Raw genomic sequence first — 22661 nt, 5'->3', positions numbered from 1 at the left:
GTTTTTCCTCGGCCCTCGCCACTTGTGCCTGCATGGTTCGCGGCTTGCGCCGCTCCTACATGGAACATCTGCCATTTTCCAGGCAATCGCGTCGCTTTTCGGCGTCCATTCCGGCCAGGCGTTCCACCGCGCGATGGAAGCGAGCCAGATCGTTGCCGCACCGCGCCAGCAGGCGGGCGAAGCCGGGCACCAGATCCCGGTAGGTGCCCACCAGCGCCAGGTGGGCGTTGTTCAGGTCCTGGGCCATCCACGCATCCCAGGCAGCGGTGCCCGCGCGTTTTCGCCAGGCGGCGTATTCCTCGCGCAGGCGCCGGAATTCGGCGCGCTTGGCCTCGCGCATGGCCGCCTCGGGCAGTTCCCGCGCATACACGGCCGCAAGGCGCGCCCGGGCCCGGCGGAGCAGGGCGGTGAACTCGCGCCGCCATTTCACGCGCTTGCGGTAGGCCGCCTGCAAGGCCGGGGCGGCGCCGCTGTGCCGCAACCATCGGCGCGTGCCTTCCTGGGCCACGAAACTGGCGAACGCTTCGTTGAAGGCGCCGTCGTCCACCACGTAGAGGCGGCGGTGGGCCAGTTCGTGAAACAGGATTTCCGCCCGCAGGGCGCGATCCCGGTAGAGCATGGTGTTCAGCAGGGGATCGTCGAACCAGCCCAGGGTGGAATAGGCACGCGCGCCGGCCACGTAGACGTCCTGGCCCTCGGCGGCCAGCTTCCCGGCTAGTTCCCGTGCCTGCGCTTCGCGGAAATACCCGCGGTAGGGGACGCAGCCGGTCACGGGAAAGCACCAGCGGCGCGGCGTGAGCGAGAAGGGCCCGGTGGCGATCACGTTCCACACCGCGTAGGGCCGGCCCAGATCGGCGTAATCGCGGTAACTGCCGTCATCGGGCAGGCCCAGGTGGCGGCTGGCGAAGCGCCGGGCTCCGGCCAGGTCCAGCAGGGCCTCGCGGGTCGCCGGTTTCAGGGCAGGATCGGCCAGCGCCTCGGAAAGCGGGCGGGCGCGGTTGAGCAGCTCCGCCTGGCCCGCAACGAGCTGCGCGTAATAGCCCAGGGTCGAACAGCCGCCCAGCAGCACCGCCGCAAGCAGCAGCCAGAGGCCTTTCGCCCGGAACGCAAAAGCGGTCATTCATCCTCCCCCGATGGCTGCCGATACAGTACCATCCCCGAAGCCCGCAACCGAACCCGCGCATGGACAAGCCACACCGCCAGCATCCCAGGCCGCTTCTCGACACGGTCCTCTCCCGGGCCGGGGAGATCATCCTCGGCAAGCCCCGGGTACTGCGCCTTTCGCTGGCCACCCTGCTGGCCCGGGGGCATCTGCTGATCGAGGATCTGCCCGGCGTGGGCAAGACCACTCTGGCCCATACCCTGGCGCGGGTGCTGGGCCTGGGCTTCACCCGCGTGCAGTTCACCTCGGATCTGCTGCCGGCCGACATCCTCGGCGTGTCGGTCTACGAACAGGAGGCGCAGCGCTTCGTCTTCCATCCGGGGCCCGTCTTCAGCCAGGTCCTGCTGGCCGACGAGGTCAACCGCGCCACGCCCCGCACCCAGAGCGCCCTGCTGGAGGCCATGGCGGAGCGCCAGGTGAGCCTGGAGGGGGAGACCCGCCCGCTGCCCGAGCCCTTCTTCGTCATCGCCACCCAGAATCCGCTACAGCAGGTGGGCACCTTCCCGCTGCCCGAATCCCAGCTCGACCGCTTCCTGATGCGCCTGCGCCTCGGCTACCCCGACGCCGCGGCAGAACGGGAGCTGCTGGCCGGGCGGGATCGCCGGCGGCTCCTCGAGGGCATCGAACCGGTGCTGGACGCCCCCACGCTGCTGGCCCTGCAGGAACGGGTGGACGGCATCCACGTCTCCGGCGCCCTGCTCGACTACCTGCAGGCGCTGATCGCCGCCAGCCGCGAACTGCCGGGGATCGCGGTGGGGCTCTCGCCCCGGGCCGGACTGGCGCTGCTGCAGGCCGGCAAGGCCTGGACCCTGCTGGAGGGGCGGGATCACCTGCTGCCGGACGACATCCAGGCGGTGCTGCCGGCCGTGGTCACCCACCGCCTGCGGCCCGCCGACGACAGCCGGGAAGGCGCCGAACACCTGGCCCGGGAACTGCTCGAGATCCCCGTGCCCTGAGATCATGGCCGCCCTGACCCTGCGCCAGCGCTTCTCCCCGCGCCGCTTCTTCCGCGGCCTGGGGCCGGCCGCCGGCCCGCACCGGACCCGCGCCGGCAACGTCTACATCCTGCCCACCCGCAGCGGGTTCGGCTTCCTGGGGGTGCTGGCCCTGATGCTCACCGGGGCCATCAACTACGGCAACGGCCTGGCCTTCGCCTTCACCTTCCTGCTGGCCAGCGTCGCCGTCACCGGCATCGTCCACACCTGGCGCAACCTGCACGGCCTGACCATCCGCGTCCAGCCCGCCGCGCCGGTGTTCGCCGGGCAGACGCCGCAGCTGGCCGTGATCATCGACAACCCCGGCCCCCCGCGCCCGGCCCTAGAGCTGGATCTGCGCGGCCGCAGGCACCCCGTGCGCCTGACCGCCGGCGGGGGACAGACCGTGGCCCGGCTCGAACTGCCCCCCACCGGCCGCGGCAGGCACCCCGTGCCGGCCTTCGAGGTAAGCACTCGCTATCCCTTGAGCCTCTTTCGCGCCTGGACAATCGTCCATCCCCGGGCCCACTATCTGATCTGGCCCGCGCCGGCGGAGCGGGCGCCGGCCCCGCCCGAGGGCCATGCCGGGCCCGGCGCGGGCAGCGCCGCCGTCAGCGGCCGCGACGACTTCGCCGGCCTGCGCGACTACCGGCGGGGCGATTCCCTGCATCACGTGCACTGGAAGGTTTCGGCCCGCCAGAGCGGCCTGGTGGTCAAGACCTTCCACGCCCAGCGCAGCGACGAGATCCGCCTCGACTGGGCGGCCCTGGCCCCGGCCGACGGGGAGGCCCGCCTGCGCCTTCTGACCCGCCAGCTCCTCGATGCCGAAGCCCGGGGGCTGCGCTACGCCCTGCGCCTGCCCGGGGTGGAGATCCCGGCGGGGCGGGGAGAGGCCCACCGCCACCGCTGCCTGGAACGCCTGGCCCTGCACCGCCCATGAACACCCTGCCGCTTCAGCGCCTGCTCGGCCGGGTTCCCCGCCACGCCCGGCTCCTGCTGCTGGGGCTGGCCATGCTCGTCGGCCCGCTGCTGCCCGAACTGCCCGGCTGGCTGGGGCTGGTGATCGTGGCGCTGCTGCTGTGGCGCCTGGCCCACGATGCCGGCCTGCTGCGCCTGCCCGGACGCCTGCGCCTGAGCCTGCTGGTGATCGCCGTGATCGGCGGGCTGTTCCTCACCCATCACACCCTGGTGGGCCGCGAGGCCGGCAGCGCCCTGCTGCTGTTCCTGGTGGTGGCCAAGCTGCTGGAGATGCACCGCCGGCGCGACGTGTTCGTGGTCCTGTTCCTGGCCAACTTCCTGCTGGTGGTCGGCTTCCTGTTCCACCAGTCGCTGATCTACAGCCTGTGGATGCTGGCCACCCTGGGCGTCCTGCTCGCCACCCAGGTGCACTACGCCCGCCACGCGGAAGGGGAGGGAAGCGCCCCCGTCCGCCCCGATCTGCGGCACGCCGCGCGCCTGCTGCTGCAGTCGGCGCCGCTGGCGATCCTCCTGTTCCTGGTCTTCCCGCGGCCCGATTCGCCCCTGTGGGGCATGCCCGACGAGGGCGCCGCGGCCCGCACCGGGCTCTCCGACACCCTCTCGCCCGGCCGGATCAGCCAGCTTGCCGACGACGACTCGGTGGCCTTCCGGGTGCGCTTCGAACGCGGCATCCCGCCCCCGGCCCGGCTCTACTGGCGCGGCCCGGTGCACGCCCGCTACGACGGCCGTACCTGGTACGCGCCCCGCCATCCGGCGCCGGCCATCGAGGCCGTCGCCCTGGAACTGCGCACCCTGAGCCGGCCCATCGTCTACACGGTGACCCTCGAGCCCCACCAGCGCCGCTGGCTGTTCTTCCTCGAGGCGCCCCTCTCCGTGCCGGTGGATGCCGTCATCACCGCCGATCGCCAAATCGCCGCGCCCCGGCCGGTGCGCGAACGGATCCGCTACCAGGGGATCTCGGCCCTGCGCTACCGGCTGGATGCGGACACGCCTCCCGGCCCGGCCTGGCTCGACGTGCCCGAAGCCGCCGCGCCCCGCGCCCGGGCCTGGGTTCGCGAGCTGCGCGCCCGCCATCCCGGCGACGGGGCGCTGATCGACGCCCTGCTGACCCACTTCCGCCGCCAGCCCTTCTACTATTCCCGTCAGCCGCCGACCATCGACGGCGATCCGGTGGACGGCTTCCTGTTCGACACCCGCACCGGCTACTGCGAGCACTACGCCTCCGCCTTCGCCGTGCTGCTGCGCCTGGCCGGGATCCCCGCTCGGTTGGTCACCGGCTACCAGGGCGGCGAGCCCAATCCCCTCGACGACTACCTGATCGTGCGCCAGTCCGACGCCCACGCCTGGGTGGAGGCCTGGCTGCCCGGCCAGGGTTGGACCCGCTTCGATCCCACCGCGGTCATTCCACCCGAGCGGATCCTGGAAACCCCGGCGCGCCTGCGCGACCAGCGCGGCGCGGCGGATCCGGCCCGCCAGGCCCGCGGCTGGCTGTGGCGCACCCTGAAGCAGGCGGGCTTCGCCTGGGACATGCTCAACAACCGCTGGAACCAGTGGGTGCTGGGCTACGATCGCAGCCGCCAGACGGCCCTGTTCCGGCGGTTCGGCCTCGACCCCACCGACTGGCGAGAGCTGGCCGCGCTGCTCGGCGGCCTCGCCGCGGCGGGCATCGCCCTCCTGCTGGCCGGCCTGTGGTGGCAGGCGCGGCGCCGGGAAGATCCGGACCGGCGCCTGTGGCAACGCTTCTGCCGCCGCCTGGCCCGCCACGGCCTCCACCCCCGCCCCGGCGAGACGCCACGGGCCTTCGCCGCGCGCGCCGCCCGCCATCTTCCCGCCCGGGCCGAGGCCATCCACCGGATCACCGACCGCTACCTGATTTTGCGCTATGCCAGGAGCGACGCCCCTGCATTGCGGCGGGAACTGCGCCACCGCATCCGCCGTTTCTGATCACCGCTCCGGATTCCCCGGGCACACGGATTGTTCCTGTCCGACATCATGTGGGTCGGGCTTCGGCCCGACACCGCCGACTGCCGCGTCTTGCCGTTCTTCCGTGCCTGAAACGACAACGGCGCCGGGATGCTCACGCATCGCGGCGCCGTCTGCCAGGCCGGGGGATGGCCCGAAACTTCGCGGGTTCATCCCTGAACCGAATCCCTCCCTGTGTTCAAAAGCCTAACTCACGATGGGGCTTGTGCCAATTCTGTCACCCTAAAACTGTGACAGCCATCACAGGGATCCCCGGCTTTTTCGCCATCCCCCGTCACGGCGCCGGTTCGATGGTCACCTTGTAGCGGAAGCGGGCGCTGATCTCGTGCCAGCCAGACTTGCGATATTGCCCGTATCCACCCTTGCTCCAGAGCATGGGACTGAAATAGTCGAAACTGCCGGTGAAGCCGACTCCCGTGGAACTGCCGTTCGAAGGCGCAAGACCCTGGATGTGGCCGCGATAGCGGGCACCCTTGTATGCCACATAGGAACTTTTTTCCACGGACGGCGGACGATCATTGGCCCAGGTTTCATAGATGCCCACGATCTTCGAGGTATCGTCCCTGTCCTGGGATCCCCAGCCGTCGTCGTAACAGAAGGTGGCGACGTATGGCCTGCGCTTGTAGACCGTGCTGCCATCCATCTCGGTCAGGATGGACTGGATGTTGAAGCAGGACCCGGCGGTAGCCGGAATGACGATGGAACGCTCGGATCCGGGATCGGCGGCCAGCACCTTGCCGCCCCCCGTCTCCGCCCAGGGATTGTTGTCATACCGCTTGTACAGCAGGTTCTGCCAGCTGCCGTTCGTTCCCCTGTTCAGGATCATGTCCCAGGCATACTCGCAAGTGTAATTGCCTTCGTAGCACACGTCCGTGATCAGGCTGATGGCCTTGACCGTGACCTTGACGGAACTGCCGAGATACTGGCTCGCCGACTCGGCGGACATGTGCCACTTGCCGTTCACGCGCACCAGCACGCGATAGCTGCGCTCATCCCCGTCGGCCGGCACCGGACGGTCTTGCGAGGTGAAGCGCCGGCCCGGCACGATGGGCGAGAGCTGCGAATCATAGCTGTTGCTGACCACCTGCCAGCAGTTCGTTACGCCATCACAGGCCAGGCTGGAATTGAGCGCCGGCGAGGCGCCGTCCGCCGGCAGGGCGCGCAGGGGCAGGGCCTGGCCCGGCGATGCGATCTGCTCCAGCAGCACCACGGCGTAGTCGCTCACCCCGTCCGCCGCGCCGGGATTGGGCACATCGAAGCTGATCTGCGTGTTCTCGTTGGTTGTCGGTACCGGCGCCGTCGAGGTCATGTTGCTGACATCCAGGTTCATCGGCTGGAAGGGCCGGGCATCCACGTCGTCGGTCACCCAGTCCTTGTCGGTGTCCGCACGCCGGGCATCGGAGCGATTGATCCGTTCGGCGGCATCGTCGATGCCGTCTCCGTCGCTGTCGGCAAGCAGCGGGTTGCTCGTGGCGCGGTACGTGCTGGCGACGATCTTGACGCGATCCCCATCCAGCGAGCCAACCACGTTGCCGTCGAGATACAGCGTCTGTGTCCGGGCGCTGTCGTCATAGACCAGCGCCACATGGTGCCAGTTTCCGTCGTTGACCATCACCGATGATTGCATCGGCCGGGTGTTGTCCCCCCAGATCAGCCCGTAGAGATACCCGTCGGTGCCCACATAGACGGCCGGCGTGTACCACCATTCATATTCCTTGCCGTACGCGAAGATCACGCCGGAACCGGTCGTGCGGAACCGGGCCTCCAGCGTGATGCTGTCGGGGAGCATGAAGGTGGCGTCCGGCACGCTCAGCATGTCGTCGACGCCATCGAGTTGATAATAGGAACCAAAGACACTCTCGGTAGTGTTGGAAGGATGGGCAATCACGATGCTGCTCGCGATGCCCGTTCCTGTGATGTAGCGCACCGCAAGATCGTTGCCGTTGGAAGTCACGTCCGGCCCCACCCCGTCGGTGCCGGAGAACGGCATGTTGCCGGCACCGTCACTAACGCTGTCCATCGGCCAGTAGGCCTTCAGGCTGGCGGGGTAGGGAGAAGCCAGCGGCTGGCTCATGGCGCCCTGGATGTCCGCGGCGGAGCGCGCCACGGCCCAGAAGCGCACCTCGTCCAGATCGCCGGCGAAGGGAAACAGGCTGCCGGTGTTCGCCCCGGGCCAGTCTGTGGCCTTGCCGTTGCCGATGCTGTTCCTGATCGGCTGATCCCCATCGGTGATCGCCACGTCCCAGCCGGCCAGCTCGTCGCCGTCCAGGATGCCGTCACCGTCCGAGTCGGGGTTGGCGGGATCGGTGCCCAGGGCGATCTCCGTATTGCGCAACACGCCGTCGCCGTCCCCATCGTCGATGTAACCCAGGATCAGCACGTCCCCGGGCCGGATTCGCAGCGTTCCGATGACGGCCTGGTTGAACTTCGCCGCCTCGGGATAAGCGGCGGTCGGGCCCTGCGTGTCGTAGATCGCCTCGCGGGTGGTGAGGCCGTCGCTGGTCACGTGCAGGGCCATCCAGAAGGACTCCTGTGCCGAGGAGGCGCTCACGTCGCGCACCTGAATCACCTTGCCGGCGTCGGCCATGTAGGTGATCTTCAGCATCTCCAGGATTTCCGCGAGCGTCTTGTACGAGCGGCTGTCATCGGTCACCACGGCCACCTGGTAGGTTTCCGTGGGCCGAACTCCGGCATAGTCGACAATGATCTTCGCCGTGCGCCCGTCCAGGTTGATCTGGTTGAAGGCGAAAGGCGTGCCGTCCGCGCGCACCAATTCGGCCGTGCTCACGTCCACGTCCAGCCCCGTGGACGCCAGAATGCTGTTGCCCGTGCCCACATCCAGCCCGTCGTTGCTGAACACCATCACCCCGCTGCCCGTTCCTGCCTCGAGGGTGATTCCCGGAAAGCTGCCCCCGCCGCCATCGAAATTCAGCGTGCCCACGTGGCGCCACAGGTCACCGGCCTGCAGGTAGCTCCCCACCAGCGACAGCCCGGTGAGCCGGTAGGGCACGTTGCCGTCGTTGAAGACGCGGATCGCCGTGCTCAGCCGCGCGCCGGTCTGGGTCACGCTGCTGCTCGTGGCGAACTGCTCCGATTCGGTGCGCGTCAGAGTGTTGGTCCGCTGCTGCGATTCGCTCCAGTAATAGGATGAGGACTGGGTCTGCTTGGTGTCCTTGGTGGCGGAATAGTTGACATAACCGGCACCCGCACCCGCCGCGGCACTTGCCTTGGGGCCGACCACGCTGAAGGGCATACCGGTAGCGATGCCGGCCTGTGCGCCGGCATAGGCCCCGCCCGCCGCCCCACCGGCGTCAATCTTTTCCTTTTCACGCACCTCCAGGGTATAGGATTGCTGCCCGCCGCGCGTCGTGGTGGTCACGGTGGTGTCCGTCGCCGTCTGGCTGGAGCTGAAACTGCGCACCGTGCCGGCGGTCGTGGTGTAGTTGATGTTCACGTCGGGCAGATCGACGATCTCCACCCGCAGTTTCGGCAAGTCGGCAATCAGCGGGTTGAAGCGATAGTTGTTGCTCTGGGCGTCGAAGGCCAGATCCACCACTTCCTGGAAATCGCTCAGCGTGTCACCGTCCGTATCCGCGATCCGCGGGTTGGTGCCGTAGACATTCATCTCCTCGAGATCGGTCAGGCCGTCACCGTCCGAATCCGTCTGCGGATCGGACTGGGCCAGCACCACAATGGTCACCGTGCCGTTGGCCGCATTGCCATCGCCATCGGTGACCTGGAAATCGAAGCCGTCCTGGCCGGAGAAGCCGGGGTTCGGGGCATAGCGCACGGTGATCGTCTCGCCGCTCATCGGCCCCGTCAGCACCCCGTTGGCCGGCTGGCCGAGAATCTGAAAACGCTGGCCGGGACCGGCATCGGATCGCGCCCTGATGGTGATGTCGATCGCCGTATCGAGGGTGGTGGTCACCGTCTTGGAATTGGCGCTGGCCGAAGACGTTGCCGCCGAGGCGGTCACGGTGGCCGTCGGCGTTCCGCCGCCACAGCCCGCCATCAGCGAGGTGGACAGGAACCCGGCGATCAGCGCGCGGGAAAACCGCATGGAAAACACGTTCATGGCATCTCTCCTGGTTTTTATTGCTTGTTCTTCGCGGCCTCTCGCGGCATCCGGATTGACAAGGGGCCATCTTCTGCCCGATAGTCTATTTGTCAGGAAACGGCAGAAGAATTCACCAAAGTCAACAATCGCCTCTGCCATTGGTCAGAGGTGCCACCCTCGGTCTCCATGTCGGGCCAGGACGGGCACGCAGGCCGTCCGCTTCCCGTTCAGGAACAGGCACGATGCCCGGCTCATGAAATTTCTCATCGCAGACGATCACGGACTCTTTCGCGACAGCATGGCGGTGTGGCTGCAGCAGATCGGCGACGACATCCGGATTTCCCTCGCCGACGGACTCGACAGGGTGAAGGAACTGCTGGAGCGGGAGGGAGAATTCGATCTGGTGATGCTCGATCTCGGCATGCCGGGGATGCGCGGGGCCAGCAGCATCAGGCAGCTCTGCGCCCGCCACCCGGCCACGCCCTTCATCGTGGTTTCCGCCGACGAATCACCGCTGACCATCCGCTGCTGCCTGGAGGCAGGCGCCCGGGGCTACGTGACGAAGTCCTCGGAGGGAGACACCATACTCGACGCCGCGCGCAAGGTGCTCGCCGGGGGACGCCACGTCCCCCCCGCCGCGGCGCGGCAATTCACGCAGCAGCCCGAATTCACCGAGCGGCAGTTGCACCTGCTGAGCCTGCTGGCCAGGGGGCTGAGCAACCGGGACATCGCCCGGCAGATGCACCTCTCGGAAGGGACGGTAAAACAGTACGTGTCGAAAATCCTGCGCATCCTCGACGTGGACAACCGGATGCAGGCCGGCATCCGGGCGCGCAAGCTGCTAGGCCTCGACAACGGCTGAGCTGGCGATGGCCTGCCGCAGGAGCGCGGCCGGCACCGGTTTGTGCAACAGGGCATGACCGGCAGCCTGCACCCGGCTTTCCACCTTCTCGCCCGTATCTCCGCTGATGATGATGGCCGGCACCGCGGCCGAGAAGTGGCCGTGCACGGCTTCTACCGCCTGCAGGCCGGTGGTATTGCGCCGCAGACGGTAATCGCTGATCACCAGGTCCGGTTGCGGGTAAGCGGCGGCCTGCAACGCTTCCTGCAGGGACTCCACCCCGTCCACCACCAGCAATTCGCAACCCCACTGTCTCAACAACACCCGCATGGCATCCCGGACCCCGGCTTCGTCCTCGATCAGGATCACGAACAGGCCGCTGATGTCCGCCACCACGGTCTTCTGCTCGGCAGTTTCCATGTTGCCATGGCGGTCGAGAATCCCCGGCAGACACACTCTGAAACAGCATCCCTCCCCCGGTTTGCTGAGCAGCGTCAGATCGTGTTGCAGCAGATCCGCCAGCCGTCTGACGATGGCCAGGCCAAGGCCCAGGCCCTTGTTCCGGTCCCGTTCCGGATTGTTCAGCTGGTAGAACTCGGAGAACACCTTTTCCTGCTCGGCGAAGGGGATCCCCTTGCCATCGTCCCGAATGGTGAGCTCGACCGCTTCCCCCCGTTCCTCGGCACGCAGGGTGATCCGGCTCGCCTCGCTGTGCTTGCAGGCATTGCTGATCAGGTTGCGCAACAGGCGGTTCAGCATGACGGGATCGCTGTCCGCAAGCAGCGCCGGGGCCTCGACCGAGATGACGATCCTTGCCTTTCCGGCCAGTTCCGCGAATTCCTCCGCGATGTTCTCGAGCAGCGAACGGATGTTGACCACTTCCCGGTTGATGCTGACCTCCCCGGCATCCAGTCTGGAAATGTCCATCAGGGCGGTCAGCAGGCCGTTCAATGCCGAACTCGCGGTGCGGGACTTTCCAAGCAGGGCAAGCTGGTCTTCGTCCGACAGCAGATTCTCCAGCGCCCCCAGATACAGATCCATGGCGTGCAGGGGCTGCCGGAGATCATGACTGGTTGCGGCCAGAAATCGCGACTTGTCGGTGTTAGCCTTCTCCGCCCGTTCCTTCTCGGCGCGCAGATCTTCCAGCAGGTGGAGGTTTTCGAACCGCAGGCGAATCGAGGCGGCCAGATTGCGATTCACGTTGACCGCATAGCCGAGATTGACGCCAAGAAAGGCCAGCACCAGATAACCCGCGTACAACAGCACGTTGGTGTCGCTCAGGAACATGACCAGCGCCAGTGGCAACATGGCCATGCTGGAGAAGCCCACGTAGGCCGGCAGGAAAGACGACAGCGGGACCAGCGCACCGGCCGACATCCCGGCCAGAACGAGGGTGATCAGCAACACGGAATCGTACTGATCCGGCTGCATGAGAAACACCGCAATGGAACCCCAGAGCAGACCGGAGAGTGTCGACGTCAGGGCAAACAACAGGCCCCAGGCCACGATGCGCCGGCCCTGCGGTTTCAGACGGTGGAACCTTCTGACCATCACCACCCGGGCAATGGTCAGTCCCAGGTTCGCGGTCGCCCAGCCGAGCAGCAGATCCCTGTCTGCCCGCTCCCACATGAACAACAGCACCACGAGCATGACGAACACGATCCCCATGAACACGAAACGGGACTGTTCGAACAGGATCCGGATCTGTTCATGACCGATGACATTGTCGTAGCGCCTGGTCTGAATCATGCCGGATTCCCCTTGCGTTCACTTGCCGATGCAGAAGCTCGAGAAGATCCTGCCGAGCAGGTCGTCGGCCGTCACTTCGCCCGTGATCTCGCCGAGGGCCTGCTGGGCCAGGCGCAGTTCCTCGGCCAGCAGTTCGCCGGCACGCTCCTCCCGCAGGCGCTGCCAGCCTGTCTCGATATGGCCGCGGGCCCGGGCCAGGGCGTCGAGGTGACGGCGGCGGGCCATGAACACGCCCTCGCTCTGGCCCTGGTAGCCCACCTGGACCTTGAGCGCGTCGCGCAGCAGTGACAGGCCGGCGCCGGTTCTGGCCGAGAGGCGCAGCACCGGGCCGTCCTGCGTCTCGATCCAGCCGGGCTCCGCGCCGGTGAGGTCGATCTTGTTGCGCACCTGCAGGCGGGCCGGACCCTCGGGCAGGCTGGCGAGGATTTCGCGGTCGGCCTCGGTCAGGCCGGTGCGGTCGTCGAGCAGCAGCAGGATGCAGTCGGCCTCGGCCAGGGCCTCGCGGGTGCGGCGGATCCCTTCGCGCTCCACCGGATCGCGGCTCTCGCGCAGCCCGGCGGTGTCGAGCACGTGCAGGGGCAGGCCGTCGATGTGGATCTCCTCGCGCAGGACGTCGCGGGTGGTGCCGGGAATGTCGGTGACGATGGCCGACTCGCGCCCGGCCAGGGCGTTGAGCAGGCTGGACTTGCCGGTGTTGGGCTGGCCGGCGAGAACGATGCGCATGCCCTCGCGCAGCAGGCGACCCTGACGGGCGCTGGCCTGCACCCGGTCGAACTCGCCGAGCAGGTGGCGGATCTGCTCGTCGATCCGCTCGTCGGCCAGGAAGTCGATCTCTTCCTCCGGGAAATCGATGGCCGCCTCCACGTACATGCGCAACTCGGTGAGGGCTTCCACGGTGCCGTGCACCCACTCGGAGAACACGCCCTGAAGGGATCTCATGGCGCTGCGCGCAGCCTGCTCGGAACCGGCCTCGATGAGATCGGCGATGGCCTCGGCCTGGGCGAGATCGATCCTGTCGTTGAGAAAGGCCCGCTCCGTGAACTCGCCGGGGCGCGCCGGGCGGGCGCCCAGCTCCAGGGTGGCCTGCAGGATCCGATCCAGCACCACCGGGCCGCCGTGGCCCTGCAGCTCCAGCACGTCTTCGCCGGTGAAGGAACGGGGGGCGGCGAAGAACAGGGCGATCCCCTCGTCGAGGATTTCGCCCGCGGGGTTTCGAAAGGGCAGGAACTCGGCGTGCCGGGGCGCGGGCACGCGCCCCAGCATGGCCGCGGCGATCGCCCGGCTGCCCGGGCCGGAGACGCGCACGATGCCGACCCCGCCCCGGCCGGGGGGGGTGGCGATGGCGGCGATGGTGTCGGTGCGTGCGCTCACGAGCTTGCGGCAGGGATGCCCGCCGCCGGGATCAGTCCTTGATCACCTTGTTGGTGATGTACCACTGCTGGACGATGGACAGGGTGTTGTTGACCACCCAGTAGAGCACCAGCCCCGAGGGGAAGAACAGGAAGAAGAAGGTGAAGACGATGGGCAGGAAGGTCATCACCTTGGCCTGGATGGGATCCACCGGCGCCGGATTGAGCTTCTGCTGGATGAACATGGTGGCGCCCATCAGCAGCGGCAGCACGAAATAGGGATCCCGGGTGGAGAGATCCTTGATCCAGAGGATCCACGGCGCCTGGCGCAGCTCCACCGATTCGAGCAGCACCCAGTAGAGGGCGATGAACACCGGGATCTGTACCAGGATCGGCAGGCAGCCGCCGAGCGGATTGATCTTCTCCTTCTTGTACAGCTCCATCATGGCCTGGTTGAGCTTCTGCCGGTCGTCGCCGTAGCGTTCCTTGATGGCCACCAAGCGCGGCTGCACCTTGCGCATGTGGGCCATGGACTTGTAGCTGGTCTCGGAGAGCTTGTAGAAGGCCAGTTTCAGCAGCAGGGTGAGGATCACGATGGCCCAGCCCCAGTTGCCGATCACGGCGTGGATCTTCTCCAGCAGCCAGAAGATGGGCTTGGCGATGATGGTGAGGATGCCGTAGTCCACGGTCAACTCGAGGCCGGGGGCGATCTTCTCCAGCACGTGCTGCAGCTTCGGCCCCACGTACAGGCGATTGACCAGCTCACGGGTCTCGCCGGGTGCGACCACCGTCTCTTCCAGCATCTTGGTACCGAGCACGAAGCGGTTTTCGGGCAGGGACAGGCTGTAGATGTTCAGCCGGGCATCCTGGGGCGGCACCCACGCGCCCAGGAAGTAGTGCTGGATCATGGCGATCCAGCCGCCGGTGACGGTCTTGTTGACCGGCGTTTCGGCCATCTTGTCGAAGGAGATCTTCTGGTACTTGTCCTCGGCGTCGTAGATCACCCCGCCCGTATAGGTATAGGTATGCCCGATGCCGGCCTTGACGGTTTCACCGCTGCGCTGCAACTGCTGGTAGTAGAAACCCCGCCAGGGGCGGTCGACCGGATTCTCCACCCGGTAACGGACGTCGATGGCGTACTGGCCGCGGCGGAAGGTATAGCGCTTGCTGAAGCGCACGCCGTCGGGGCTCACCCAGAACAGCTCCACGTCCAGGGCTTCCTGGCCCTCGGGCAGTTCGTAGCGGGTCTTTTTCACCTCGAAGCGGGTGGCATGGGTGGGGGCGGCCACCAGCGCACCGTCCGCCGCCCCGGCGCGGCGGGCGAAGCCGGACTGGGCGACGAACAGGTGGGGGAGGGTGTCGTTCATGAGCCGGAAGGGCTTGTCCGGCTCGTCCACCGAAACCGGATACCGGAGCAGGTCCACGATCCGCAGATCACCGCCGAAGGAATCGATCACCGCATGATAGACGTCGGTCCTGACCTCGATGCGATCGCCGTATTGCAGCACCCCGATGCGCGGAGCGGCCGCTGCCCTGGCCGTCGCGCCGGCCGCGGGCGCCTGCGGCACTTCGGCCTCGCCGGCGGCGGGCACGCCGGTTTCGTGCGCGGGATTGCCGGCCACGATCTCGGTCTGCGGCGGCGGGGGATTCTGGTACTTTTCCCAGGCATCCCAGATCATGAACAGAATCAGGCCGAGGGCGACGACGAGCAGGAGTCTTTGGGTGTCCATCAGCAACCTTGAGGTTTTTCGGTTTTTTCGGGAACGGGGTCGATTCCGCCCTCGTGCCAGGGGTGGCAGCGGGCGATGCGTCGCAGTCCAAGCCAGCTCCCGCGCAGGGGGCCGAACCGGCGGATGGCCGTCTCGGCATATTCGGAACAGGAGGGATGAAAGCGGCAGTTGTTGCCCAGGAAGGGGCTCAGGAGATAGCGATAGGCCTTGATGACGGTGATCAGGATGGTTCGCATCGCTTGCTCAGTTTCCGCCACAATTCTTCCAGTTCACGGAAAATCGCGGCATTTTCCTTCGTTTGTGCGCCGGTTCTGGCCATGACCACGAGATCCAGGCCTGCCAGCCCGGGCAGGTGGTGACGGAAGCTCTCGCGGATCAGGCGCTTGATGCGGTTGCGGGCGCTGGCCTTGCGGATCTGGCGCTTGGCGATGGCCAGGCCGAGGCGGGGTTCCGATCTGCCACTGTGGCGAGCCAGAACCGTGAAACTGGCGGAGTGCACCCTGATCGGCTCCTCGAATACCCGCCGGAACTCACCCGCCTGCCGCAGTCGCCGCTGACGGGTCAGGCGCCGGTCGCGCTCCGCCGGAGACAAGCTCAGGCGCTGAGGCGCTTGCGGCCCCGGGCGCGGCGGGCGCTGATGATGGCGCGACCGGCGCGGGTGCGCATGCGGGCGCGGAAACCGTGGTTGCGCTTGCGCTTCAGATTGCTGGGCTGGAACGTTCTTTTCATGATCGGGATCCGTTGCGAGACTGAGGTGCCCGGACGCGCGAGACGACCGGCTGGAAAAAGGGCGGCAACGATACTGCCAGCAGGCCCGGCTGTCAAGCCGCCGCACCCCGCAAGGCCCCGTCTGGTACCGCTTCCGCGGCTTCCTGCCAGACCGCACGAGTCAGGCATTACAAGCCACCAAAAACACCGGCGTCACTGCATCCCAAGAAAGGGAACCAGTGGATGTGGATAACTTTTTCCTGCCGGTATACACTGAACGGCCCGGCTGGCCGTGCGGCCGGGGTACCGCCTGCGCAGTCCGCCAGTCGTCACTTCTTTTTCCGGGGGTAGCCGTTTCGTGACCGTGTCACTATGGGATCAGTGCCTCGATCGCCTGGAAGGCGAACTCAACGCACAGCAGTACAACACCTGGATCCGGCCCCTGCAGGCCCAGAAAACCTCGGAAGGGCTGCGCCTGCTGGCGCCCAACCAGTTCGTCAGAGACTGGATCACCGACAATTTTCTTGAGCGGATCAGGGAGATTCTTGCCGACATCGTCGGCGAAAAGGTGCCGATCCGTCTCGAAGTTGGCAGTCAGACGATTGCCACGGAAAACCCGGCCCAGGCTTCTGGAAAGTCGACCTCGCGCGGGCCGCGCCACAACGGCACGCTCAATCCCAACTTCACCTTCGAGACCTTCGTCGAAGGCAAGTCCAACCAGCTCGGCCGGGCCGCCGCCATGCAGGTGGCGGAGAATCCGGGCAAGGGCTACAACCCCTTGCTGATTTACGGCGGCGTGGGGCTGGGCAAGACCCACCTCATGCATGCCGTGGGCAACCTGATCCTCGAACACCAGCCCGACGCCAACGTGGTCTATCTGCATTCGGAGCGTTTCGTGGCCGAGATGGTCAAGGCCCTGCAGCACAACACCATCAACGAGTTCAAGCGCTTCTACCGCTCGGTCGATGCCCTGCTGATCGACGACATCCAGTTCTTCGCCGGCAAGGAACGCTCCCAGGAAGAGTTCTTCCACACCTTCAATGCCCTCATGGAAGGCCAGCAGCAGGTGATCATGACCTGCGATCGCTATCCCAAGGAGGTGGACGGCCTGGAGGAGCGGCTCAAGTCCCGTTTCGGCTGGGGCCTGCCGGTGGCCATCGAACCGCCGGAGCTGGAGACCCGGGTGGCGATCATGAAGAAGAAGGCCCAGCTCTCCGGCATCGATCTGCCCGACGAGGTGGCCTTCTTCATCGCCAAGCGCATCCGCTCCAACATACGCGAACTGGAAGGGGCGCTGCGCCGGGTGATCGCCAACGCCCAGTTCACCGGCAAACCCATCACCCTCGACTTCGCCCGCGAGGCCCTGCGGGATCTGTTGGCCATATCCGACAAACTGGTTACCATCGAGAACATCCAGAAGACCGTGGCCGAGTATTACAAGATCCGGGTCGCCGATCTGCATTCCAAGCGGCGCACGCGTTCCATCACCCGGCCCCGGCAACTAGCCATGGCCCTGTGCAAGGAACTGACCAGCCACAGCCTGCCCGAGATCGGCGACGCCTTCGGCGGCCGGGATCACACCACGGTGATCCATGCCTGCCGCAAGGTGGAGGAACTGCGCGAGAGCGATCCGCGTACCAACGAGGACTATGCGAACCTGGTGAGGATCCTCAGCACCTGACAGACTGCCAGACATCCTGTGGACAAGAACGGTACAGATCTGTGGATAAACTGTGCGTGAATTACGCCTGCGGAAACTCCCCAGGTTGTCCACAGCTTGCTCGACCTTCGAACCGGTACTTGCCAACAGCCTGAGAAGACGTGTAAGACATTGAAAAACATGTTGGAAAATGACTTTTCCACCGGACAGGACCGGGCTTGTAACAACAGCAGGTTTTGAAATATAAACATTTTCTATTATCAGCGGACAGGACATCCATGAAGCTCACCATTCAGCGCGAAGATCTCCTCCGGCCCCTGCAGATCACCAGCAGCGTCGTCGAACGCCGCCACACCCTGCCGGTGCTGTCCAATGTGCTGCTTAGCCTGCGCAACAACCATCTGCAGCTCACCGGCACGGATCTCGAAGTGGAGATCAATGCCCGCATTCCCATCGAAAATGCCGAGGAAGGCGAGATCACCCTGCCGGCCCGCAAGTTTCTCGACATCTGCAAGGCGCTCCCGGAAGGCGCCAGCCTCGAGCTGAAAGTGGAAGACGGCAAGGCCCTGATCCGTTCCGGCCGCAGCCGCTTCTCCCTCAGCACCCTGCCGGCCAACGAGTTTCCCAACATCGAGCCGATCACTTCGCCGCTGGAGATCACCCTCAGCCAGAAGGATCTGCGCAACCTCATCGATCGCACCCAGTTCTCCATGGCCCAGCAGGACGTGCGCTACTACCTCAACGGCCTGATGCTCGAGTTCGCACCGGATCACCTGCGGGCGGTGGCCACAGATGGCCATCGCCTGGCCAAGTGCGATGCCGGGATCAGCCTGCCGGTGGGCGAAACCCGGCAGATCATCGTTCCCCGTAAGGGGGTGGCGGAGCTCTCCCGGCTGCTCGACGACACCGACACGTCGATCCGGATCAGCCTCGGCGACAATCACATCGCCATTGATCTGCCCGACGTGACCTTCACCTCCAAGCTGATCGACGGCAAGTTCCCCGACTATCAGCAGGTCATCCCCCAGAACCCGGACAAGATCCTCACCTGTTCACGCCAGGCGTTGCACGAATCCTTCTCCCGCGCCTCGGTGCTCTCCAACGAAAAGTACCGCGGCATGCGTCTGCAACTCGAAGGGGATCAACTGCGGGCCACCGTGCACAATCCGGAGCAGGAAGAAGCGGTCGAAGAGATGCAGGTGGACTACCAGGGCGAACCCTTCGAAATCGGCTTCAACGTCTCCTATTTCATCGACGCCCTGGCCGCCATCGATTCGGATCAGGTGCGCGTCAAGTTCACCGATCCCAACCACAGCTGCCTGGTCGAAGGCGCGGATCAGAATGCCTGCCAGTACGTCATCATGCCCATGCGCCTCTGATCCGAACGCATGATCATCAACCGGATGGACGTGCAGGGGGTGCGCAACCTCCGGGACGTCCAAATCCAGCCGGTCAGTGGCGTCAACCTGATCAGCGGTGCCAACGCCAGCGGCAAGACCAGCCTTCTCGAAGCCATCCATCTGTTCGGCCAGGCCCGATCCTTTCGCACCCAGCGCATCGGCAGTGTCATCAACCATGCCAGCGAATGTCTGCAGGTCACGGGTGAAGTGGGGGAAGTTGGCGGCTCGATCCTGCATCGAATCGGCATCCGACGCTGTGCGCAACACACCCGCATCCGTCTCGATCAGCAGGACGTTCACCAGATATCCCGCATTGCCAATCTTTTGCCTCTCCAGCTTCTGACCCCTGAGAGTGGGGCCCTCCTGGAACAAGGCCCGTCGCAGCGGCGAAAATTTATCGACTGGGGGCTGTTTCACGTGGAACAGGCCTTCCACGGTTCATGGCAGGCCTTCTCCCGGGCCCTGAAACAGCGCAATGCCGCTCTTCGTTGTGGTGAGCAGCCCGAACGAATCCGGATCTGGGACCAGGCCCTGATCGAAAACGGTGAGCGGATCACCCGTCTTCGCCAGGAATATGTGGAATCGTTGCGAGACTCGGTCTCCCAGGTCTGTCGGCGTCTTCTCGGTTTCTCTCCACAACTGCACTATCGCCAGGGCTGGCGGCAGGAGACGACGCTAGAGGAAGCGCTGGACGCTGCCCAGGAGAGGGATCGACAACGTGGCACCACCACCGTCGGCCCGCAGCGCGCCGATCTGGTCTGTCTGGTCGAGGGAAAACCGGTTCAGGAGGTCTTCTCGCGCGGACAGCTCAAGATGCTGGTGGCCGCCATGCGCATCGCCCAGGCAGGCCATCTCGCCAGATTCCAGCACAAGCAGCCGATCTTCCTGGTCGACGACCTGGCCGCGGAGCTGGATCGGGAACACCGCCGGGTTCTGCTCGAACTGCTTGCCGAGACGGGTGCCCAGACATTCGTCACGGCCACGGACCCGGAACTGATCGACGTCTCGCCCTGGCAGGAGCGTCGGGTGTTCCACGTGGAACACGGGAAAATCGCGGAAGTGGTATAATTTTTCACCACTTCACGGAGCGAATTCATGAGCGATTCAGGCAGTTACGATTCTTCCAGCATCAAGGTCCTCAAGGGGCTGGACGCGGTCCGCAAGCGTCCCGGCATGTACATCGGCGACACCGACGACGGCACCGGCCTGCACCACATGGTCTTCGAGGTGGTGGACAACTCCATCGACGAGGCCCTGGCCGGTCATTGTCGCAACATCGAGGTGAGCATCCATTCCGACGGCTCCGTCACCGTGCGCGACGACGGCCGCGGGATTCCCGTGGACTACCACGAGGAGGAGGGCCGTTCCGCTGCCGAAGTGATCATGACCGTCCTCCATGCCGGCGGGAAGTTCGACGACAACTCCTACAAGGTCTCGGGCGGCCTGCATGGCGTGGGCGTGTCGGTGGTCAATGCCCTGTCCGAGTATCTTCGTCTCACCATTCGCCGTGGCGGCAGGAAATACCAGCAGGAATACCGGCTCGGGGAACCCCAGGGCGAGCTGGCCGTGGTGGGGGAGACCGAGGGCACCGGCACCGAGATCCGCTTCAAGCCCAGCCCGGAGATCTTCGGCGACACCGAATTCCACTACGACATCCTGGCCCGGCGCCTGCGCGAGCTGTCGTTCCTCAACTCGGGCGTGTGTATCACCCTCACCGACGAACGGGACGACAAGCAGGATCGCTTCATGTACGAGGGCGGCATCCGCGCCTTCGTCGAGCACCTGAACCGCAACAAGACGCCTCTGCACGAGCACGTCTTCTACGTGAATACCGAGAAGGACGGCGTGGGCGTTGAGGTGGCCATGCAGTGGAACGACTCCTACCAGGAGAACATCTTCTGCTTCACCAACAACATTCCCCAGAAGGACGGGGGCACTCATCTGGCCGGTTTCCGCGCCGCCCTGACCCGCACCCTGAACAGCTACATCGAGAAGCAGGGCCTGACGAAGAAGCACAAGATCAACCCCACCGGCGACGACGCCCGGGAAGGGCTGGTGGCCGTGCTCTCGGTCAAGGTGCCGGATCCCAAGTTCTCTTCCCAGACCAAGGACAAGCTGGTCTCCTCGGAGGTCAAGGGCATCGTGGAGTCGGTGGTGGCCGAGAAGTTCGGGGATTTCCTGCTCGAGCAGCCCAACGACGCCAAGGCCATCACCGCCAAGATCATCGAAGCGGCCCGCGCCCGCGAGGCGGCCCGCAAGGCCCGCGAGATGACCCGCCGCAAGGGCGCGCTGGACGTGGCCGGCCTGCCCGGCAAGCTGGCCGATTGCCAGGAAAAGGACCCGGCCCGGTCCGAGCTGTTTCTGGTGGAGGGCGACTCGGCCGGCGGTTCGGCCAAGCAGGGCCGGGATCGGCGCACCCAGGCCATCCTGCCGCTGAAGGGCAAGATCCTCAACGTGGAAAAGGCCCGCTTCGACAAGATGCTCTCGTCCGCCGAGGTGGGCACTCTGATCACCGCCCTGGGCTGCGGCATCGGCCGGGAAGAGTTCAATCTCGACAAGCTGCGCTACCACCGCATCATCATCATGACCGATGCGGACGTGGACGGCTCCCACATCCGCACCCTGCTGCTGACCTTCTTCTACCGGCAGATGCCCGAGCTGATCGAAAACGGCTATGTCTACATCGCCCAGCCGCCGCTGTACAAGGTGAAGAAGGGCAAGCAGGAGCGTTACGTGAAGGACGACGCCGAACTCAACCAGTACCTGCTGCAGATGGCCCTGGACGGCACCGAGCTGCACGTGACCGCCGACGCCCCCGCCATGAGCGGCCAGGCGCTCGAGACCCTGGCCCGGCAGTACGTGCTGGTGGGCGAATCCATCGAGCGCCTGTCCCGGCGATTCCCGGCCCGCCTGCTGGAGAAGATGATCGCCATGCCGCCCCTGGACGACGGCGCCCTGGACGACTGGCAGCAGGTGCAGGCCTGGTTCGACGAGCTGGTCCGGCGTCTGGAGAGCGACGAACTTCGCGAGAAAATCCACGTGGCGGTGCGTGAGCGCAGCGGCGAGACCGACAACTGGATCGCCACCATCAGTCTGACCCGTCACGGCATCACCTCCACCCGCGATATGGATCGGGACTTCTTCGAATCGGGCGAATACGCGGCCATCCGTACCCTGGGCGAACAGCTCGACGGCCTGCTTGGGGAGGGCGCCTGGGTCCGGCGTGGCGAGCGCCGCCTGGAGATTGCCTCCTTCGGCCAGCTCATGGACTGGATCATGGAAGAGGCCAAGCGCGGCCAGCACATCCAGCGCTACAAGGGTCTCGGCGAGATGAACCCGGAACAGCTCTGGGAGACCACCCTCAACCCCGAAACCCGCCGCCTGCTGCAGGTGCAGATCGAGGACGCCGTGGCCGCCGACGAGATCTTCACCACCCTGATGGGCGATCACGTCGAACCCCGCCGGGAGTTCATCGAGGCCAACGCCCTCAACGCCTCGAATCTGGACGTCTGAATTGAAAAAACCAAAAATACATTATTTTCAATAACTTGTTTACATCTGACAACTCGTGACCAGCCAGGGAAGGCGTCATGAAAAATGTTCGCGTTACGCTCAGTGACCATGCCCGGAAGCAGATGGTTCGCCGAGGACTCGACGAAAGGCTGGTGCGGCAAGTCGCCAGTTCCCCCGATCAGATCATTTCCGTCCGTCCCGGGAGAGAAATCCGGCAGTCATTGCTAACATTGCCTCCAGAAGGGAGGACGTACGTGATTCGCGTTTTCGTGGATACGGCCGATGAAGGGAATATCGTCGTGACGGCCTATCGCAGCAGTAAAATCGGCAAATACTGGAGGTTGCCGTGAAGATCAACTACGACAGCAAAAACGACATTCTCACCGTGATCTTCAGGGAAGGACCGGTTGCCGAAAGCGATGAAAACAAACCGGGCATCATTCTTGATTACGACGATCTCGGAAATCTGCTCTCCATCGAAGTGATGGATGCCTCCAAGCGTGTAGAGGATCCGGGATCGGTCACACTGGCCGCGGAAGGCTGATTTTTCCACCCTG

Annotated in this window: 18 protein-coding genes; 10 read left to right on the top strand and 8 right to left on the bottom strand. The window is 65.6% G+C overall.

Translation table 11 applies throughout. The features are described 5' to 3' along the window. Window positions 1-55: 55 nt before the first annotated feature. The gene (locus tag ACZ5BH_RS06090) at window positions 56-1120 is read right to left on the bottom strand and encodes an aminopeptidase (RefSeq protein WP_464891025.1); all 1065 of its coding nucleotides are present in this window, start codon (window positions 1118-1120) and stop codon (window positions 56-58) included. Between the two features lie 62 nt (window positions 1121-1182). Between ACZ5BH_RS06090 and ACZ5BH_RS06085 the strand changes: the two genes are divergently transcribed. From ACZ5BH_RS06085 to ACZ5BH_RS06075, 3 genes are read left to right on the top strand one after another with little or no spacing between them, the layout of a single operon-like run. Then, window positions 1183-2118 (top strand): AAA family ATPase, encoded by a 936-nt coding sequence (locus ACZ5BH_RS06085; protein WP_464891024.1) that lies wholly within the window; start codon window positions 1183-1185, stop codon window positions 2116-2118. A 4-nt stretch (window positions 2119-2122) separates the two neighbouring features. Then, a complete protein-coding gene (locus ACZ5BH_RS06080) occupies window positions 2123-3076 on the top strand; it encodes a DUF58 domain-containing protein (protein ID WP_464891023.1) in 954 nt (317 codons plus the stop codon). Further along, entirely contained in the window at window positions 3073-5058 is a 1986-nt protein-coding gene (locus tag ACZ5BH_RS06075) for a transglutaminase TgpA family protein (protein WP_464891022.1), read from the top strand. Before ACZ5BH_RS06080 ends, ACZ5BH_RS06075 begins: the two co-directional genes overlap by 4 nt. Before the next feature lie 313 nt (window positions 5059-5371). Here ACZ5BH_RS06075 and ACZ5BH_RS06070 read toward each other — a convergent pair whose 3' ends face one another. After that, window positions 5372-9172: a LamG-like jellyroll fold domain-containing protein gene (locus ACZ5BH_RS06070; RefSeq protein WP_464891021.1), complete on the bottom strand. Its 3801-nt coding sequence runs from the start codon at window positions 9170-9172 to the stop codon at window positions 5372-5374. A gap of 235 nt (window positions 9173-9407) precedes the next feature. On the opposite strand from ACZ5BH_RS06070, the gene ACZ5BH_RS06065 reads away from it, so the two are divergent. After that, window positions 9408-10016 (top strand): response regulator, encoded by a 609-nt coding sequence (locus ACZ5BH_RS06065; RefSeq protein ID WP_464891020.1) that lies wholly within the window; start codon window positions 9408-9410, stop codon window positions 10014-10016. Here the strand turns inward: ACZ5BH_RS06065 and ACZ5BH_RS06060 are convergent. Genes ACZ5BH_RS06060 through rpmH form a run of 6 tightly spaced genes read right to left on the bottom strand, consistent with a single transcriptional unit; the run spans window position 9996 to window position 15552 of the window. Continuing rightward, window positions 9996-11744, bottom strand: a complete 1749-nt coding sequence (locus ACZ5BH_RS06060) for a hybrid sensor histidine kinase/response regulator (RefSeq protein WP_464891019.1) — start codon at window positions 11742-11744, stop codon at window positions 9996-9998. The two genes, ACZ5BH_RS06065 and ACZ5BH_RS06060, sit on opposite strands and share 21 nt — an antisense overlap. Window positions 11745-11762: 18 nt before the next feature. Beyond that, entirely contained in the window at window positions 11763-13115 is a 1353-nt protein-coding gene (gene mnmE / locus ACZ5BH_RS06055; RefSeq protein WP_464891018.1) for a tRNA uridine-5-carboxymethylaminomethyl(34) synthesis GTPase MnmE, read from the bottom strand. Window positions 13116-13146: 31 nt separating this feature from the next. Beyond that, window positions 13147-14823, bottom strand: coding sequence for a membrane protein insertase YidC (gene yidC / locus ACZ5BH_RS06050; RefSeq protein WP_464891017.1), 1677 nt, complete (start codon window positions 14821-14823; stop codon window positions 13147-13149). Continuing rightward, on the bottom strand, window positions 14823-15059 hold the full coding sequence (yidD, locus tag ACZ5BH_RS06045) for a membrane protein insertion efficiency factor YidD (protein ID WP_464891016.1): 237 nt from the start codon (window positions 15057-15059) through the stop codon (window positions 14823-14825). The genes yidC and yidD overlap by 1 nt, the downstream gene beginning before the upstream one ends. Beyond that, the gene (gene rnpA, locus ACZ5BH_RS06040; RefSeq protein WP_464891015.1) at window positions 15044-15415 is read right to left on the bottom strand and encodes a ribonuclease P protein component; all 372 of its coding nucleotides are present in this window, start codon (window positions 15413-15415) and stop codon (window positions 15044-15046) included. Before rnpA ends, yidD begins: the two co-directional genes overlap by 16 nt. A 2-nt stretch (window positions 15416-15417) precedes the next feature. Then, on the bottom strand, window positions 15418-15552 hold the full coding sequence (gene rpmH, locus ACZ5BH_RS06035; protein ID WP_464891014.1) for a 50S ribosomal protein L34: 135 nt from the start codon (window positions 15550-15552) through the stop codon (window positions 15418-15420). A gap of 337 nt (window positions 15553-15889) precedes the next feature. Here rpmH and dnaA point away from each other — a divergent pair, with 337 nt between their 5' ends. The 6 genes from dnaA to ACZ5BH_RS06005 all read left to right on the top strand — a co-directional run bounded on the left by dnaA (window position 15890) and on the right by ACZ5BH_RS06005 (window position 22648). After that, window positions 15890-17212: a chromosomal replication initiator protein DnaA gene (dnaA, locus tag ACZ5BH_RS06030; protein WP_464891013.1), complete on the top strand. Its 1323-nt coding sequence runs from the start codon at window positions 15890-15892 to the stop codon at window positions 17210-17212. A gap of 257 nt (window positions 17213-17469) precedes the next feature. Next, on the top strand, window positions 17470-18570 hold the full coding sequence (dnaN, locus tag ACZ5BH_RS06025; RefSeq protein WP_464891012.1) for a DNA polymerase III subunit beta: 1101 nt from the start codon (window positions 17470-17472) through the stop codon (window positions 18568-18570). 9 nt (window positions 18571-18579) lie between these two features. After that, complete coding sequence (gene recF / locus ACZ5BH_RS06020; protein ID WP_464891011.1) at window positions 18580-19659, top strand: DNA replication/repair protein RecF; 1080 nt, start codon at window positions 18580-18582, stop codon at window positions 19657-19659. A 27-nt stretch (window positions 19660-19686) separates the two neighbouring features. Beyond that, entirely contained in the window at window positions 19687-22104 is a 2418-nt protein-coding gene (gene gyrB / locus ACZ5BH_RS06015; RefSeq protein WP_464891010.1) for a DNA topoisomerase (ATP-hydrolyzing) subunit B, read from the top strand. A 77-nt stretch (window positions 22105-22181) separates the two neighbouring features. Beyond that, window positions 22182-22454, top strand: a complete 273-nt coding sequence (locus ACZ5BH_RS06010) for a DUF4258 domain-containing protein (RefSeq protein ID WP_464891009.1) — start codon at window positions 22182-22184, stop codon at window positions 22452-22454. Beyond that, window positions 22451-22648, top strand: coding sequence for a DUF2283 domain-containing protein (locus ACZ5BH_RS06005; RefSeq protein ID WP_464891008.1), 198 nt, complete (start codon window positions 22451-22453; stop codon window positions 22646-22648). The genes ACZ5BH_RS06010 and ACZ5BH_RS06005 overlap by 4 nt, the downstream gene beginning before the upstream one ends. Window positions 22649-22661 lie beyond the last annotated feature (13 nt).

The sequence above is a fragment of the Thioprofundum lithotrophicum genome, from assembly GCF_055387065.1.
Note: the sequence above shows the minus strand (reverse complement) of the source record. Positions and strands in the feature narration are given on the sequence as shown.